This is a genomic window from Nonomuraea sp. NPDC050451 (assembly GCF_044458585.1).
Genome location: NZ_JBITHZ010000006.1, coordinates 409,098 through 425,351, shown reverse-complemented (window position 1 = coordinate 425,351; position 16,254 = coordinate 409,098). Strand labels below are relative to the sequence as shown.

At 72.1% G+C, this 16,254-nt stretch carries 14 protein-coding genes; 10 read left to right on the top strand and 4 right to left on the bottom strand.

The window, feature by feature from the left end; genetic code table 11:
• Positions 1-2 precede the first annotated feature (2 nt).
• Together ACIBI9_RS22830 and ACIBI9_RS22825 are read right to left on the bottom strand one after the other, a co-directional pair.
• The gene (locus ACIBI9_RS22830) at positions 3-890 is read right to left on the bottom strand and encodes a sulfotransferase family protein (RefSeq protein ID WP_397224156.1); all 888 of its coding nucleotides are present in this window, start codon (positions 888-890) and stop codon (positions 3-5) included.
• 55 nt (positions 891-945) lie between these two features.
• Positions 946-1,830, bottom strand: a complete 885-nt coding sequence (locus ACIBI9_RS22825; RefSeq protein ID WP_397224155.1) for a MurR/RpiR family transcriptional regulator — start codon at positions 1,828-1,830, stop codon at positions 946-948.
• A gap of 84 nt (positions 1,831-1,914) precedes the next feature.
• Here ACIBI9_RS22825 and ACIBI9_RS22820 point away from each other — a divergent pair, with 84 nt between their 5' ends.
• The 9 genes from ACIBI9_RS22820 (at position 1,915) to ACIBI9_RS22780 (ending at position 11,001) form a co-directional block, all read left to right on the top strand.
• Positions 1,915-3,471 (top strand): ABC transporter substrate-binding protein, encoded by a 1,557-nt coding sequence (locus ACIBI9_RS22820; RefSeq protein WP_397224154.1) that lies wholly within the window; start codon positions 1,915-1,917, stop codon positions 3,469-3,471.
• Positions 3,471-4,424 carry an ABC transporter permease gene (locus ACIBI9_RS22815; protein WP_397224153.1) on the top strand — a complete coding sequence of 318 codons (954 nt, stop codon included), beginning with the start codon at positions 3,471-3,473 and terminating at the stop codon, positions 4,422-4,424. The genes ACIBI9_RS22820 and ACIBI9_RS22815 overlap by 1 nt, the downstream gene beginning before the upstream one ends.
• Positions 4,421-5,233 (top strand): ABC transporter permease, encoded by an 813-nt coding sequence (locus tag ACIBI9_RS22810; protein WP_397224152.1) that lies wholly within the window; start codon positions 4,421-4,423, stop codon positions 5,231-5,233. Before ACIBI9_RS22815 ends, ACIBI9_RS22810 begins: the two co-directional genes overlap by 4 nt.
• Positions 5,230-6,393, top strand: coding sequence for an anhydro-N-acetylmuramic acid kinase (locus tag ACIBI9_RS22805; protein WP_397224151.1), 1,164 nt, complete (start codon positions 5,230-5,232; stop codon positions 6,391-6,393). The genes ACIBI9_RS22810 and ACIBI9_RS22805 overlap by 4 nt, the downstream gene beginning before the upstream one ends.
• Entirely contained in the window at positions 6,390-7,451 is a 1,062-nt protein-coding gene (locus tag ACIBI9_RS22800) for a serine hydrolase domain-containing protein (protein WP_397224150.1), read from the top strand. The genes ACIBI9_RS22805 and ACIBI9_RS22800 overlap by 4 nt, the downstream gene beginning before the upstream one ends.
• On the top strand, positions 7,448-9,049 hold the full coding sequence (locus tag ACIBI9_RS22795) for an ABC transporter ATP-binding protein (RefSeq protein ID WP_397224149.1): 1,602 nt from the start codon (positions 7,448-7,450) through the stop codon (positions 9,047-9,049). Before ACIBI9_RS22800 ends, ACIBI9_RS22795 begins: the two co-directional genes overlap by 4 nt.
• 31 nt (positions 9,050-9,080) lie before the next feature.
• The gene (locus tag ACIBI9_RS22790; RefSeq protein WP_397224148.1) at positions 9,081-9,509 is read left to right on the top strand and encodes a winged helix-turn-helix transcriptional regulator; all 429 of its coding nucleotides are present in this window, start codon (positions 9,081-9,083) and stop codon (positions 9,507-9,509) included.
• 25 nt (positions 9,510-9,534) lie between these two features.
• Positions 9,535-10,266 (top strand): carbon-nitrogen hydrolase family protein, encoded by a 732-nt coding sequence (locus tag ACIBI9_RS22785; protein ID WP_397224147.1) that lies wholly within the window; start codon positions 9,535-9,537, stop codon positions 10,264-10,266.
• A 72-nt stretch (positions 10,267-10,338) separates the two neighbouring features.
• Positions 10,339-11,001: a sensor domain-containing protein gene (locus ACIBI9_RS22780; RefSeq protein WP_397224146.1), complete on the top strand. Its 663-nt coding sequence runs from the start codon at positions 10,339-10,341 to the stop codon at positions 10,999-11,001.
• Between the two features lie 54 nt (positions 11,002-11,055).
• Here ACIBI9_RS22780 and ACIBI9_RS22775 read toward each other — a convergent pair whose 3' ends face one another.
• The gene (locus ACIBI9_RS22775; protein ID WP_397224145.1) at positions 11,056-11,859 is read right to left on the bottom strand and encodes an SDR family NAD(P)-dependent oxidoreductase; all 804 of its coding nucleotides are present in this window, start codon (positions 11,857-11,859) and stop codon (positions 11,056-11,058) included.
• 14 nt (positions 11,860-11,873) lie between these two features.
• On the opposite strand from ACIBI9_RS22775, the gene ACIBI9_RS22770 reads away from it, so the two are divergent.
• Positions 11,874-12,302, top strand: a complete 429-nt coding sequence (locus tag ACIBI9_RS22770) for a TetR/AcrR family transcriptional regulator (RefSeq protein WP_397224144.1) — start codon at positions 11,874-11,876, stop codon at positions 12,300-12,302.
• On the opposite strand, the gene ACIBI9_RS22765 is transcribed toward ACIBI9_RS22770, so the two are convergent.
• The gene (locus ACIBI9_RS22765) at positions 12,287-15,988 is read right to left on the bottom strand and encodes a S8 family peptidase (RefSeq protein ID WP_397224143.1); all 3,702 of its coding nucleotides are present in this window, start codon (positions 15,986-15,988) and stop codon (positions 12,287-12,289) included. The two genes, ACIBI9_RS22770 and ACIBI9_RS22765, sit on opposite strands and share 16 nt — an antisense overlap.
• Positions 15,989-16,254: the final 266 nt, after the last annotated feature.

Below are 16,254 nucleotides of genomic sequence, written 5' to 3'. Positions count from 1 at the left end.
CGTCACCGCGTGTAGCCCCACAGGCGGCAGATCTCGCGCAGTTCCTCGGGCACCTCGTCCGCCGACGGCAGGGGGCGGCCCGCGACGACCGTCCCGGTGCGGATCTTGTCGCGCCAGTCGCCGATGCCCTTGACGAAGCCGCCGTGGTCCTTGTCGCCGTAGGTGAGCATGGCCGGCTCGAACTCCACGCCCAGGAAGAGGCAGAGCCGCCGCAGCTCGCGCTCAGGGTCGGCCACCAGGTCCTCGTAACGCAGGGTCAGCCCGTCGAGGTGGGTGCGGGCCTCCTCCAGGTACGTCATGTAGCTCAGCGTGCGCGGCACGGCCTCCTCCATGGGCCGCTTGTCCGGGTCGGCCTCGTGCCAGGACTGCACGATGGACATGGGGTGGCGCAACAGGAAGAGGAAGCGCGCGTCGGGCCAGCAGGTGGCGATGCGCCGCCAGGCGAACACGTTGCTCGGCGTCTTCTCCGCCAGGACCGGCTTGCCGCTGCGGGTCAGCTCGCGGTGGAGCAGCCGGTCCCACACGATGTGCTCGATGTCGCTGTGGGTGTGGCCGAGCGCGTCCATGGCCTGCCGTACGGGGTCGGTGCCGAGCCCGACCGTGACCCGCCTGAAGTGCGTCTCGATGGGCGAATGCACCTGGGAGTGGCTGTTCAGCATGACCCGCAGGAGCGTGGACCCCGACCGTACCGACGACAGCAGGAAGACCGGCTCGCGCAGCAGCCGGTCGTGCGCGGGATCGACGGGCGGCCGCACCTCGTCGCCGGGCAGCCGCTGGAGCACCAGCGGCGGCGGTGGCGGCGGTTTCGGCGGCTGCTTCCGCGGCCGCCGCGTCAACGTGTATCCGGTCAGGCCCTCCAGCGTCGTGTTGGCCCGGTACCTCCAGCTCATGGCCCACCAAGGTAGAGACGGCCCGTGAACCCCAGGTGAATCCGGGCTGTGAAACTCACCCCCGCTTGTGGACGACCCGCTCGTGCACGACCGCGTACGTGTTGCGCAGCGCCGCCATCGACTCGTCGTAGGAGGCCTGCGCGACCCCGGTGAACAGGCAGTCCACCACCATGAGCTGGGCGATGCGGCTGCCCAGCGCGCCCGAGCGGAACTTCGTCTCCCGCGCGGCCGTCGTGAGCGTCACGTCGGCGGCCCGGGCCAGCGGCGAGTCGCGGAAGTTCGTGATGGCCACGGTCGAGGCGCCGGACTTGCGGGCGATCGACAGGAACTCCACCGTGTCCACGGTGGCGCCCGTGTGGGACACGGCGACCGCCACGCAGCCGGAGTCGAGCGTGGCCGCAGACGTCCAGGCCGAGTGGGAGTCGTGCCAGTTGATCGCGGTACGGCCGATGCGCGACAGCTTCTGCTGCAGGTCGAGCCCCACGAGGGAACTCGCGCCCACCCCGAAGCTGTCGATCCGCCGGGCCGCCAGCAGCAGCGACACGGCGGTGGCCAGCGCGTCCATGTCCAGCGAACGGGCCGTGTCGGCGATGGACAGCGTCTCGTTCATCGCCACCTTGGAGACGATGCCCTCCAGGCTGTCGTACCGGTCGATGTCGCCGGACGCCTCCGGCAGGCTCGACGTGGTCAGCTCCTCGCGCGCCACCGCCCTGGCCAGGTCGATCCTGAGGTCCTTGTAGTGGGCGTAGCCCATGCGCTGGTAGAAGCGCACCACCGAGGTCGTCGAGGTCGCGCAGCGGGCGGCCAGCTCGGCGATGGACAGGTTGGCCGCCCGGGCGGGATCGCCGACGAACTCCTCCGCGATCCGCCGCTCCGACGGCCGCAGCGCGGGCATGGCGGCCCGGATGCGGATCAGCACGGTCCCGTCGTCCTCGGCCATCCTCACCCATCCCCGCAACGGAAAGAAAATACCCCAGTGGTAGGGTCTGCGTAATTTTATGACCGACTCCCCCCAGGAGACCACATGCCCCGTGGCGCAATCTCCGCGGTCGGCATCGCCGCTGCGCTGTCCATCGCCCTCACCAGCTGCTCGTCATCCTCGTCCTCATCCTCCGGGCCCGCCCCGAGCGCCGGCGGCGCGGCCTCCGGCAAGACCCTCGTGGTCGGCGTGACCTCCGACCCGGACACGCTCTTCCCCTGGAAGGCCACCCAGTTCCAGGCCGTGAACGTGCTGCAGAACCTGTACGGGACGCTCACGGAGTTCGACAAGGACCTGAACGTGGTCCCCGGGCTGGCCGAGTCGTGGCAGACCTCGGACGACGGCAAGAAGCTCACCCTCAAGCTGAGACAGGGCGTCACGTTCGCCGACGGCAGCAAGTTCGACTCCCAGGACGCGAAGTCGTCGCTGGAGAAGATCATGGACGAGAAGACGGCGGCCGTGGCCAGGGCGTCGCTGTCGTCGGTGAAGTCGGTCGAGGCGCCCGACGCGGGCACCGTGGTGCTGGAGCTGACCGGGCCCGACGCCGCGCTGCCCGCCAACCTGGCCACGGTCAACATGGCGATGCTCTCCTCCGACGACACCGAGGAGAAGCTCAACACCGCGCCGAACGGCACCGGGCCGTTCAAGCTGCGCAACCGCGTGGCGAGCCAGTCGATCACGCTGGCCAGGAACGACGCGTACTGGGGCAGCGAGAAGCCGAAGGTGGCCGCGGTCGAGTTCCGGGTGATCCCCGACGAGTCGTCCATCGTCTCGGCCATGCAGTCGGGCAACGTGCAGCTCGCGGTCTTCAACGACCCGCTCGTCGCGCAGACCGCGCAGGGCGGCGGCACGCTCACCGTGACCAAGACGCCGCAGCTCAACTACCACGTGCTCCAGCTCAACGCGCAGCACGGCGACCTCAAGGACGTCAACGTGCGCCTGGCGATCCAGTGCGCCATCGACCGCAAGCAGGTGCTCGACACCGCCGCGCTCGGCGAGGGCGAGGTGACCGGGCCGATCACCGCCCCCGCGTTCAAGTCGGATCCGAACAAGCGCCCCTGCCCGGCCCGCGACCTGGCCAAGGCGGCCGAGTATCTCGGCAAGGCGGGCAAGTCCGGCGGGGTGACCGTCAAGACCATCGTCTCCCAGGGCGAGTACGCGACCTCGGTCAACGAGGCCCAGAACCTCAAGGCCCAGCTCGCCGAGGCCAAGATCAACCTGGACCTGGAGGTGCTGGAGTCGGGCGCATTCGTGGACCGCTGGGTGACCGCCGACTTCGACGCGGCCGTGGCGCTCAACGGCGGCCGCCCCGACCCGGACGGCTCCTACGGCCGCTACTTCACCAGCAAGGGCAATCTGAACAAGGTCGCCGGCTACAGCTCGCCCGAGCTGGACAAGCTGTTCGCCGAGGGCAAGGCGACGACCGACCAGGCCGCCCGCAAGGCGATCTACGAGCAGGTCTCGGCGAAGCTGGAGGAGAACGCCCCCTGGATCTGGCTGTTCTCCGGCTACACCTACACCGCCACGACGGCCGGCGTGCAGGGGTTCGTGCCGATGGCCAGCGGCTCGCTGCAGTTCCTGCGGACCACCTCCGTCAGCTGATGAGACGTATGCGCAACCGCGTCATCAGCACGGCGGGGACCCTGCTCGGGGTGGCCGTGCTCGTGTTCGTCATGCTGCGGGCGATCCCCGGCGACCGGATCACGGCGGGGCTCGGCACCGAGGCGGCGGCGCTCACGCCCGCCCAGCGGCAGGCCCTGGAGCAGTACTACGGGCTCGACCAGCCGCTGATCACGCAGTTCTTCTCGTGGCTGGGCAACATGTTCACGGGGAACTTCGGCTACTCGGCCCGCCAGCAGCAGAGCGTGCTCGACCTGACCCTGCACTCGTTGCCGGTGACGTTCGAGCTGGCGGTGCTCTCGATCGTGCTGGCACTGCTGATCGGGGTGCCGCTGGGCATGCTGGCGGCCTCCAGGGCCAACTCCCCCAGGGACGCCCTCGGCCAGCTGGTGAGCCTGGCGGGGCTGTCGGTCCCGGCGTTCCTGCTGGCCACGGCGCTGCTGTCGATCTTCGCGGCGTCGTTCGGGTTCAACCCCAACGGGCAGGGCTTCGCCATGCTCTTCGACGATCCGCTGCTCAACCTGCAGCAGATGCTCCTGCCGGCGCTGGTGCTCGGCTTCGGCATCGCGGCGCCGATCCTGCGCACCACCCGCACGGCGGTGCTGGAGGTGCGCTCGGACGACTTCGTCCGCACCGCCCGCGCCAAGGGCGTGCCGGAGCGGCGGCTGCAGGTCAAGCACGTGCTCGGCAACGCGCTCGTGCCGATCGTGACCATGACCGGCCTGCAGTTCGGCTACCTGCTCGGCGGCGCGGTCGTGGTGGAGCAGATCTTCTCCGTGCCGGGCGTCGGCCGGCAGGTTCTGCTGGGCATCCAGCAGAAGGAGTACGCGGTCGTGCAGAGCACGGTGCTGGTGATCGCGCTGGCGTTCGTGCTGGTCAACCTGCTGACGGACGCGCTCTACCGGGTCATCGACCCGAGGGTGAGGGCCTCGTGAGGAGGAGTCCCGCCCTGGTGGCGGGGTCGGTGATCCTCGTGCTGCTGGCGGTCGTGGCGGCGCTGTCGTTCGCCGGGCTGCTGCCGTACGACCCGGTCGCGCAGCACCCGCCGTCCCGGTTCGGGGCGCCGTCCGGCGCGCATCTGTTCGGCACCGACCAGTTCGGCCGGGACGTGTTCTCCCGGGTGGCGGCCGGGGTCGGCAACTCGGCGCTCATCGCGGTCGTCGCCGTGGCGTTCGCGACCGTGGCGGGTACGCTGGGCGGGCTCGTGTCCGGCTTCTACCGCGGCGTCGCCGACGGCGCGATCGGCGGGGTCACGAACGTGCTGTTCGCGTTCCCGCCGCTGCTGCTGGCGCTGTCGCTGGCGTCGGTGCTGGACCGGAACTGGTTCACGATCGCCGTGGCCATCGCCATCGTGTACGTGCCCATCTTCGTCCGCGTCACCCGGGGCCCGGTGCTGTCGCTCAGGGAGATCGAGTACGTGAAGGCGGCCGTCTCGACCGGCATGAGCCGCTGGCAGATCATGCTCCGGCACGTCCTGCCGAACATCACCTCGATCGTCATCGTCCAGGTCGCCCTGTCGCTGTCGTGGGCGGTGCTGACCGAGGCGTCGCTGAGCTTCCTCGGCCTGGGCACGCCGCCGCCCGCGCCGTCGCTGGGCTCGATGATCTTCGAGGCGCGCAGCCTGGTCTTCGTGGCCCCATGGACGCTGATCGCGCCGGGCGCGCTCGTCGTACTGCTGGTCGTGAGCCTCAACCTGCTCGGCGACGGACTGCGTGACACTCTCGACCCGCGAGGAAGACGATGAGAATTCTTGGGATGATCTCCGGCACGTCGCACGACGGGATCGACGTGGCCGTGGTGGACTTCGAGCTCGTCGGCGGCCTGCTGGAGGGCCGGGTGGGCCACACGGCGAGCACGCCGTACCCGGCGGAGCTGCGGGCGCGGCTGATCGCGGCGCTGCCGCCGGCGCGGACGACGCTGGCCGAGGTGTGCGTGCTCGACACGCTCATCGGGCAGAGCTTCGCCGACGCCGCGGCGTCGGCGATCACGCTGGGCGGGCCCGTCGATCTGATCGTCTCGCACGGGCAGACGGTGTTCCACTGGGTGGAGGGCACGCACGCGCTCGGCACGCTGCAGATCGGCCAGCCCGCGTGGATCGCCGACCGGACCGGCGTCCCGGTGCTGTCGGACGTGCGCATCCGGGACATCACGGCGGGCGGGCACGGGGCGCCGCTGGTGTCGGTGCTGGACGGGCTGCTGCTGCGGGCCCACGAGGGCGGGGCGGCGGCGCTCAACCTGGGCGGCATCGCCAACATGACCGTGGTGCGCGGCGGAGAGCTGTACGCCTACGACATCGGGCCCGCGAACGCGCTGATCGACGCGGTGGTCACGAGCAGAGGGCTGAACGAGCGGGGCTTCGACGAGGACGGGCGGATCGCGGCCTCGGGCCGGGTGGACGAGCGGCTGCTGGAGGTGCTGCTGGACGAGCCGTACTACGCGCTGGCGGCCCCCAAGAGCACCGGCAAGGAGCTGTTCCACCTCGGGTACGTGGAGGCCGCTCTGGCCCGGGCGGGACGCGCGCCCGGGGACGCCGACCTGGTGGCGACGCTCACCGAGCTGACCGTCCGGACGGTGGCCCGGGACGTGCGGGCCGCCGGGGTGGGCGCGCTGGTCGTCTCGGGCGGCGGCTGCCGCAACCCCGTGATCATGGACGGGCTGCGTGCCGCGCTGCCCGGCGTGGACGTGGCGCCGTCCGACGACTACGGGGCCCCGTCCGACGACAAGGAGGCCATCGCGTTCGCGCTGATCGGCTGGCTGACCGCGCACGGCCTGCCCGGCACGGCGCCGGGAGGGACGGGCGCCCGGGAGGCCCGCATCCTCGGCACGCTGACGCCCGGCGCGGGGCCGCTGGCGCTGCCGGCGCCGGTCGCCGAGCCGCCGCGCTCGCTGGCGCTGACGCGATGAGCCGGCCCGCCGGCGACGATCCGGCGAGCGCCCCCGCGGGGGTGGTCATGGCCGCGCGGACGCCGTGGTTCGACCTCACCGAGTGCGCCGGTCACCGGACCGTGCGCCGGGAGGGCGGCGAACTCGTCGGCGAGGTGCCGATGACCCTGGACACCTGCCACGACCTCGCCTCGGTCACCAAGGTCGTGGCCACCACGACGGCGCTCATCCGCCTGGTGTCCGACCGGCTGGTGGACCTGGACGCGCCGCTGAGCGCGTACCTCGCCTACTCGTACGAGGCGATCACCGTGCGGGACCTGCTCCTGCACCGCGGCGGGCTGTGGGAGTGGTGGCCGCTCTACATCCAGCCGGAGCCGCCGCCCCCGCGTTACCGCCCCGGCCGCGCCCGCCACTACTCCGATCTCGGCTTCGTCCTGCTCGGCCGGATCGTCGAGACCGTCACCGGCCTGGGCCTGGACCAGGCCGTGACCGAGCTGGTCACCGAGCCGCTCGGCCTCGGCTCGACCGGGTACGCCCGCCCGGCGGGCCCCGAGGTGGCCATGAGCGCCCTGGACGACCGGATCGAGATGGTCATGCTCGACACCGGCCGGCCGTACCCCGTGCCGTACCGCAGCTCCGACTTCGCGCGCTGGCGGCGCGGGCCGGTGCTCGGCGAGGTCGCCGACGGCAACGCCCACCACGCCTTCGGCGGGGTCGCCGGGCACGCCGGGCTCTTCTCGACCGTGCCGGACCTGCTCGCCTACGGACTGGCGATGTCCCGGTACCAGGAGTACGACCGGCTGTGGCGGCCCGAGGTGGCCAAGGAGTTCTTCACCCCCGGCCCCGACCCCGGTCAGGCCCTGGGGTTCCGCACGTACGAGCTGCGGCTGCGGGACGAGACCGTCACCGTGCTCGGTCACCCCGGCTACGTCGGCTGCGCGGTCGGCTTCGTGCCCGGCCGCGACATCGCCCTGGCCCTGGCGAGCAACCGCCTGCTCGTCGAGGGCGAGCCCACCCCCACCGCCGCCCTCTGGGCCGGCCTGCTCCAGGCCGCCACGCAACGATCGAGGACCGCATGACCCCCCTCCTGGAGATCCGTGACCTCTCGGTCGCCTTCCGCACCCGCAGGCAGGACGTCACCGTCGTCAAGGGCGTCTCGATGGAGATCCTGCCCGGCCAGACCGTCGCGGTGGTCGGCGAGTCGGGCTCCGGCAAGTCGACCACGGCCGCCGCCGTCAACCGGCTGCTGCCGGACAACGGCCGCATCACCGGCGGCCGGATCATGTTCGACGGCCGCGACCTCACCGGGCTCTCCGGACGCGAGATGACCGCGATCCGCGGCGCGGGCATCGGCCTGGTCCCCCAGGACCCCATGTCGAACCTCAACCCGCTCATGCGCGTCGGCGACCAGGTCGCCGAGGCGCTGGAGGTCCACGGCGTGGCCACCGGCAAGGCGGCCCGGGCCCGCGTGCTCGAACTGCTGGACCTCGTCGGCATCCCCGACCCGGGCCGCCGGATCGGGCAGTACCCGCACGAGTTCTCCGGCGGCATGCGGCAGCGCGCGCTGATCGCCATGGGGCTGGCCTGCCGGCCGAAGCTCCTCATCGCCGACGAGCCCACCTCCGCGCTGGACGTGACCGTGCAGCGGCGCATCCTCGACCAGCTCGAGCAGCTGACCGCCGAGATGGGCACGGCCGTCCTGCTCATCACGCACGACCTGGCGCTCGCGGCGGAGCGGGCCGACGTGGTGGCCGTCATGCACGACGGCCGGATCGTCGAGACCGGGCGAGCGCGGGAGATCCTCGCCGAACCCGCGCACGAGTACACCAGGCGGCTGCTGAACGCCGTGCCGAGCCTGTCGTCGGTCCGCGTGCCAGGTGCGGTATCTGGACCGTCCCATGAGAGCGAGGACCTGGTGGTGGTCGAGGGCCTGCGGAAGGTGTTCCCGATCAGGGGCACGGGCGAGGAGCTGACCGCGGTGGACGAGGTCTCGTTCCGGATTCCGAAGGGCCGTACCGTCTCGATCGTGGGCGAGTCGGGCTCGGGCAAGTCGACCACCGCGAACCTGCTGCTCGGCCTGGACGACCTCACCTCCGGCAGCATCCGCTTCGACGGCACGGACCTGGCGGCGCTCGGCAGGCGGGAGCTGTTCGCCTTCCGGCGGCGGGTCCAGCCGGTGTTCCAGAATCCGTACGCCTCGCTCGACCCCCGCTACCCGGTCGGGAAGTCGATCGCCGAGCCGCTGCGCGTGCACCGCGTCGGCACCGCGGCCGAGCGCAGGAAGGCCGCGGCCGAGCTGCTGGAGAAGGTGTCGCTGCCCGCGTCCATGGCCGACCGGCTGCCGCACGAGCTGTCCGGCGGCCAGCGCCAGCGCGTGGCCATCGCGCGGGCGCTGGCGCTCTCGCCCGAGCTGGTCGTGCTGGACGAGGCCGTCTCCGCGCTCGACGTGCTGGTGCAGGCGCAGATCCTGGAGCTGCTCGCCGGGCTGCAGCGCGAGCTCGGGCTGAGCTACCTGTTCATCAGCCACGACCTGGCCGTCGTACGGATGATCTCGCACGAGGTGCACGTCATGCAGAACGGGCGGATCGTGGAGAGCGGCGCCGCCGAGGACGTCTTCGACCGCCCGTCCGCGGACTACACCCGCGAGCTGCTCGCGGCGATCCCCGGCAACAGGTAGGTTGGAAATCCGGACTCTCTCGGAGGTGAGGATGCCCAGGGAATGCTCGATCGCCAACGCGCTGGCGGTGGTCGGCGAGCGGTGGAGCCTGCTGGCCATGCGGGAGGTCCTTCTGGGCGTGCGCCGCTTCGACCAGATCGCCCGCAACACCGGCGCCAGCCGCGACATCCTCACCGCCAGGCTGCGCAAGCTGGAGGAGGTCGGGCTGCTGGAGCGCGAGCTGTACGAGTCGCACCCGCCGCGCTACGAGTACGTGCTGACCGAGGCGGGGCGGGCGCTGCACTCGGTGCTGCTGTCGCTCATGGACTGGGGCGACCGGTACGTCACTAAGGGAGAGCCGCCAACGGTGTGGCGGCACAGTTGCGGCGAGCCGCTGGAGCCGCTCATGGTGTGCGCGCACTGCCGCGGGCCCGTACACGTAGAGGACATGTCCGTTATACGCGTACATCAGCCGCAGTAGGCCCTTCAGCCGTCACAGTGGAGGGGTGAAGATCCTCCTGGTTCAGCCCCCTCACTGGTCCCCCGACGGCCACGCCAACTTCGACGCGATCGAGGAGCTCGTCACCGCGCGCTCGGGAGACGTGGTGCTCCTGCCCGAGCTGGCGGGCGCCAGCCTGCCGCGCGCCGAGTACCTGGCCAGGGTGCGCACCCTGGCCAAGGCGACGGGGATGGCGGTCGTCGGCGGGTCGCACTACGACGGCCCGGTCAACCGGGGCGCCGTGTTCGACGCCGGGGGCGAGCTGCTGACGGAGTACGACAAGGTCCACCCCTACGGCCTCGAACTGCGCTCGGGCGTGGTCCCCGGCCTCCCGAGCGCGGGCTTCGAGCTGAACGGCCGCCGCCTGCACGTCCTGCTCTGCGCCGACCTGTGGTACTCGGCCAGCCTGGCCGGGCGCGACGGCCTCGACGCGGTGCTGGTGCCGGCCTTCTCGGTCACCCGCTGGGACGGCCCCGCCCCGGCGCGCGAGCTGTGGCAGCACATGACCGTGGCGCGGGCGTACGAGTTCATGACGTACGTGGCGGTCAGCGACTGGCACCACGAGACCACCTACCACGGGCATCCCTGCGCGGGGGTCGCCGGGTTCGCCAACCCCTGCCCGCAGACCCGCGCCGGCTTCTTCACCGGCACGGGCGACGCCCCGGTCTCGGCCCACGACCTGGACTTCGACCGCCTGGACGCCTTCCGGCGCGACCGCGCGGACCGCGGCTTCCGGTAGGGCTGTCCCCACCACGCAATGGGCCGCGCGCAGGTTCGATCCGGCCCGACCCCCGCTCGTAGCGTCTTGTCCATGAGAACCCTCCAGCGCAGACTCGCCACCGACACCCGCTACACGCTGCTCGGACTCCCGCTGGCCCTGATCTCCTTCGGCGTCACCGTCGTCGGGGTCTCGGCGGGCCTGGGCGGCGCCGTCGCCTTCGTCGGCCTGCCGGTGCTGGCCGCGACCGCCGCCGCCTCCAGGCACCTGGCCGACCTCGAACGCGTCGCGCTCCCCGGCGTGCTCGGCCACCCGGTCGCCCGCCCGCCGTACGCGACCGCCCCTGAGGGCGCCGGCTGGTTCCGCCGCATGATGAACCCCCTGGCCGGCGGGCAGGCGTGGATGGACCTGCTGCACGGGATCATCGCGTTCCCGTTCGCGCTGGCCTCCTTCGTGCTCACCGCCACGTGGTGGGTCGGGGCCGTCGCCGGCCTGACCTTCCCCATCTACGGCTGGGCCATCGCCCGGATCCCGGGCGTCGGCGACGGGCTGCCCGAATGGCTCGCGTTCTACGGCGACCCCACGGGGTTCGTGATCGTCAACACCGTGGCGGGCGCCCTGTTCGCCCTGACCCTGCTGCCGGTGGCCCGGATGGCCGCCCTGCTCAAGGCGGGCGTGGCGCAGACCATGCTGACCCGCGCCGCCTACCCGCGGCCCGCCGTCACCCAGGAGCAGGCTTGGATCGCCGGCCGGTGACCCGCCTGTCCCCCATGGCCGCCTCCGTCCCGCGCGAGCCCGGACGAGGCGGCCTCAGCCATGTCCGGGGGAGGGTGTGAGGGCGTCGGCGACCTGGCGGGTGACGCGGCGGCCGATGAGGGCCAGGAGCTTGCGCGGGCGGCGGGGCATCAGGTGGGCCAGGCCCAGATTGCCGCGGCCAAGCACCACGTACCCGCGGTCGCGGTCGAACGCGCGCAGGGCCGTGGTGACGACCAGCTCGGGGGTGGCGGGCTTGGCGCCGATGGCCGCCTTCCTGGTGCCTATCCTGTCGAAGAACGCGGTCTCGACCGGCCCCGGCGCGACCGCCAGCACCTTGACGCCGGTGCCGCGCAGCTCGCTCCAGAGCGCGAGGCTGAAGTTGAGCACGAACGTCTTGGACGAGGCGTAGGTCGCGAAGTACGGGGCGACGGTGAAGCCGGCCGTGGAGCCCACGTTCAGCACGCCGCCGGAGCCCTGGGCGAGCATGCCCGGCAGGAACGCGTGCGTCAGCCCCACCAGCGCGACGACGTTGACCATGAGCTCCTCGTGCTCGCGCTCCGGCGCGATCTGCGCGAAGTGCCCGGCCGTGCCGAAGCCGGCGTTGTTGACGAGCAGGTCGACGGCGATCCCGCGGGCGGCCACCTCTTCCGCGACTCGCGTGGCCGCGTCGGGGGCGGACAGGTCCTGGAAGAGCACCTCGGCCCGCACCCCGTGGGCCTGGCGCAGCGAGGCGGCGAGGGTTTCGAGCGCGGGGCCGGACCTGGCGACCAGCACCAGGTCGTGCCCTCGGGCGGCCAGCTGGCGCGCGAACTCGGCGCCGATCCCGGAGGAGGCGCCGGTGACGAGTGCGTAAGTCATGAGTTGGAAAGTTGGTGGCCAGGGCCACCGTCCACCGCAGGTTCGCCAGCCGGGAGGCGCTGATCGAGGCCATGGAGGTGGCCGCGTGGCGGGAGATCCAGGAGGCCGTGCACGCCGCCCGCCCGCACACCGCGCCCGCCCAGGTGGCGCTCCATCAGGCCACGGCCAACATCCTGCAGATCAAGCTCGGCTGGCGGTTCACGCTGGCCCGCCCGGTGCCGCTCAGCAAGGAGGCGCAGGCGGTGCAGGCCGAGGTGATGGAGCTGTGCGAGGCGGTGTTCGAGAAGCTGCTGGGCCCCGGCGGCGACACCGTCTGGGCCCGGCAGGTCTATCTCGCGCTGCTGGGGGAGGCCGCGCACGGCTCTCCCCCAGGCTCCGATCCTGACGCGCTGGCCACGAGGGTGATCGACACCCTCCTGCACGGCGTTCAGCGCACCGCGTAGGCGCGGATCACCTCCTGCGACAGGGTGTTGCCGTTGACGTCGGAGGCCTTCAGCCGCAGCGAGACGAAGCCGGACGGCGAGCGGCCGAGCGTCGTCTCGTAGGCCCGCTCGCCCTTGTCACGCAGGCGGGCCGGCTTCCAGGTGGCGCCGTCGTCGTACGAGACCTCCAGCGAGACGTCCTTGACCGGGCTCTGCCGCGCGCCCTCCTGGTGGTAGAGCGACAGGCCGAGCCGGTGCGACCTGGCCTGGTTCTTCAGGTCCACGGGCGCGTCGAACGAGGCCAGCAGCAGCGGGACCACCGTCGTCTCCGTGGTGTGCTCCGAGCCGAACGTCCACACCGCCCTCGTGCGGGTGGACAGCTTCGCCCACTCGGCCTCGTTGGCGAGGTCGTACTCGATCCGGTACGTGGCCTGCTCCGGCGGGAGCATGCCCGACCCCGAGGGCAGGTAGTTCGTCTGCAGCAGCAGCTTGTCGCCCTGGTAGAGCCGGAAGTCGGACTTCAGGCCGTGCTCGAACATGCTGGTGTACCCGTCGCCGTAGTTGCGGTCGGCGTCCACGAAGCCCTGCATCGAGATGCGCAGCCGGTCGCCGTCCCGGCGCAGCGGGTTGCGCGGGTTGATGCCGGGCATCAGCGGCTGCTTGAACAGCGTCCGGCTGACCCGCTCCCCCACCTCGTAGGGGCGGAACTCCGGCGACGACATCAAGATGCGCGGCGTGTCCGGGTGCGGCCACATGTTGTTGTAGGAGCGCTCCGGGCTGCCCGCCGACGAGCTCCACTTCAGCTCGGGGTCAGGGGTGACGTAGTCGGTGCGGGTGCGCGGCGTCTTGGCCAGGGGCAGGTTCGTGGAGATGGACGAGGTGTCCCACGGCTCGAAGACGAACCTGGCCTCGTTCATCGTCACGTCCTCGGCCAGCTGGCTGTGGTAGCCGGTCTCGAGCCTGGCCAGCGACCTCGACCTGACCACGTACGTGAGCGATTCGCGCACCCGGCCCTTCTCGCGCAGGTAGAGGTCGTAGACGTACGGGCTGGCGACGATGCCCTTGGCCAGGATCGGCACGGGCAGGTGACGCAGCCGCGCGACCAGCTTCAGCCCCTCCTCGTGCGTCAGGCGCACGGTCGGGACGGCGAGCTTGACCTTGTTGCCGCCGGTGGTGACGTCGGCGCCCGGCTGGTCGCTGTAGACGGCGACCATCTTCGCCCCGGCGGCCGCGGCGGCGTTGGACTGGGTGGAGACGGGCACGCCTTCCGTGCGGCGGATGACGGCGAGCCTGCCGCGCAGGTCGCGGGCCTTGATCTCCTCGGCGCTGCCCCGCCCCGCGTCCACGGCCAGGAGCAGCTGGGTGCCGTCCAGGCGCGGGTACTCGGTGGAGAAGTCGCTGAACTGGACCGGGTCGACGTACTGCGGCTCGAGGTCCAGGCCGGGCGTGGACAGCTCGATCTCGGGGGCCGCCAGCCGCCAGCGGGTGGCGACGGTGAAGGTGCCCTTGGTGACCTTCCTGGTGGGCTGGACGAACAATCGCTCCTCGATCTGCCCGCCGGGCGAGATCGTGGTGCCGCCGCGCAGCGCGGTGCCCTTCTCGCTGGAGCGGTACCACATGAGGGCCCCGGCGGCGCCGGTGTTCCGCTTGGTCCGGTGGTCGGGCGTCTCGACCTTCACCTCGACCGCCTTGCGGGCGTCCAGCACGACCTCGGTGTTGTCCGTGATCTTCATCTCCGGGTCGCCGAGCAGGCTCTCGTTGAGCGGCTTGCCGCCGGTGGTGCTGTCCTGCGTGGCGGGCATGGTGAAGATGTGGCCGAGCACGGAGTAAGTGCCGGGCTTGACCAGCAGGCAGGTGCCGCTGCCGTACTTCTGGTCGGTGCAGGGCTGGGACGGGTCGCCCGGGAGCAGGCGGCCGACCAGGGTGCCCTCGTCCAGGTTGAGGACGGTGAAACCGCCGCGGCCGGGGCGGCCGTCGCGGGCGATGCCGCGTACGCGCAGCTCGACCCGCTTCTCGTCGACGCTCGCGGACAGCAGCGTGCGGACCGGGCTGCCGCCCGCGACGGCGGCCGTCAGCTCCTGGCGCACCATCCCGCTCTCGTCCGCCTTGGCCGTGACCTTCACCTCGGCCGTCCCGCCCGCGGGCACGGTGAGCTTCGACGGCTCGACGGTGAACGCGTCGCCGGCCGACAGATCCAGCTCGGCGGGCGCCTGGCCGAGGTTGTGGTAGCCCACGGTGAGGCTCTTCCGCTCGCCGGTGGTGAGCTTGCCGAAGCTCGCCGAACCCGTCGAGGCCACGACCGAGCCCTTGAGCGCGGCGGCCACGTCGATGCGGCCGGCGCCCTGCGCGTCCACGGGGATGTCCTGGCCCGGCTTGGCACTGGCCATGAGCAGCGACTTCAGCTCGTTGCCTGCGATCCCCGGGCGGGCCTGGCGCAGCAGCGCCGCCGCGCCCGCGACGTGCGGGGTCGCCATCGAGGTGCCGGACAGCGTGAGGCTGCCGCCGCCCGCCTTGGCGGCGGTGATGTCCACGCCGGGGGCGGTGACGTCGGGCTTGACCGACAGGTCGGCCGTGATCGGGCCCCTGCTGGAGAACGGCGCCAGCGCGTCCCGCTTGTCCACCGCGCCGACGGTCAGCGCCTCGGGGGCGTCGCCCGGGGCGCCCACGCACCCGTCGCAGCCGTCGTTGCCGGCGGCCACCACGAACAGCGTGCCGTACTGCTTGCTGAGCTGCGTCACCGCCGCGGTGAGCGGGCCGCCGGGCTCGCGGCTGCCCAGGCTCATGTTGACGACCTCGGCGTGCTTCTCGCCCGCCGCCCACTCCATGCCGTCGATGATCCACGACAGCTGGCCGTAGCCGTCGGCGTCGAGCACGCGGCCGTTGAGCAGCCGCGCGCCGGGCGCCACGCCCTTGCCGACGCCGCCCGCGCCCGTGCCCGCGATGGTGCTGGCGACGTGCGTGCCGTGCCCGTGGGGGTCGCCGGTGACGCTCTGGCCGGTGAAGTCGCGCTGGTCCGCGACCTTGCCCGCGAGGTCGGCGTGCGCGGCGTCCACGCCGGTGTCGAGGACGGCCACGGTCGTGCCGGTGCCGTCGTACCCGGCCGCCCACGCCTCGGGGGCGCCGATCTGCGGGACGCTCTGCTCCAGGTCCGGCTTCACCTTGCGGTCGAGCCAGATCTTCCGCACGCCCGCCAGCGGGCCCGCCGCCCTCAGGCTCGGGGTGGCCAGCTTGGCGAGCTCCGCCCCGAACGCGGCGGCGTCCCGGGTGGCCACCGACACGCCCGCGCCGCCGATGCTCTCCAGCGTCCGGGCCTGCTTGACGGCGGGGAGGGCGGCCTTGGTGGCGTTGCCCTCGTAGGTGAGGATGAGCGGGATGGCGCCTGCCGCGTAGCCCTGCTCGGCCAGCGCGCTCACGTTGAACAGCGCGGTGTCGAGCCGGTCGGGGACCAGGGCGGCGACGTCGTCGGGGATGACGGTCACGCCGGTGTCCGTCTCCAGCACCTGGAACGTCGGCACGGAGCCGTCCGCCCGCGGCGCGGGGGTGACCGTCACCGCGCGGTGCTCGCCGTCCACGGCCCGCACCTGCACCTGGTCACCGGTGATCAGCGTGATCTCGCCGACCGGGGCGCTCGTGAACGCCATCGGCGCGCCGGCCACTTCGGTGCCGGCGCGCGCGGCGCCGGGTGCCGAGAATAACGATGCGACCATGACCATGGAGGCGGCCGCAACCCGCCATCGCCCCATGGACGACCTCCAGAGAATCGGTAAGCACGAATACCGAATTACTAGTCATCCGGATGGGCGTTGTCTATGAGGTTGGTGTGGCCAGATCCCGACTTGTCGGAAACCCGCCACCCCCCTCCGGGCCCCTTGGGCACCCGGCCGCAGTGCGGGCCGCACTTCGGCCGAGGTCCTTTGGGGAGGGAGGGATGGGCCGGCGCAGGGAAAGCTTGCCGCGCCGGAAGGCCGTAAAG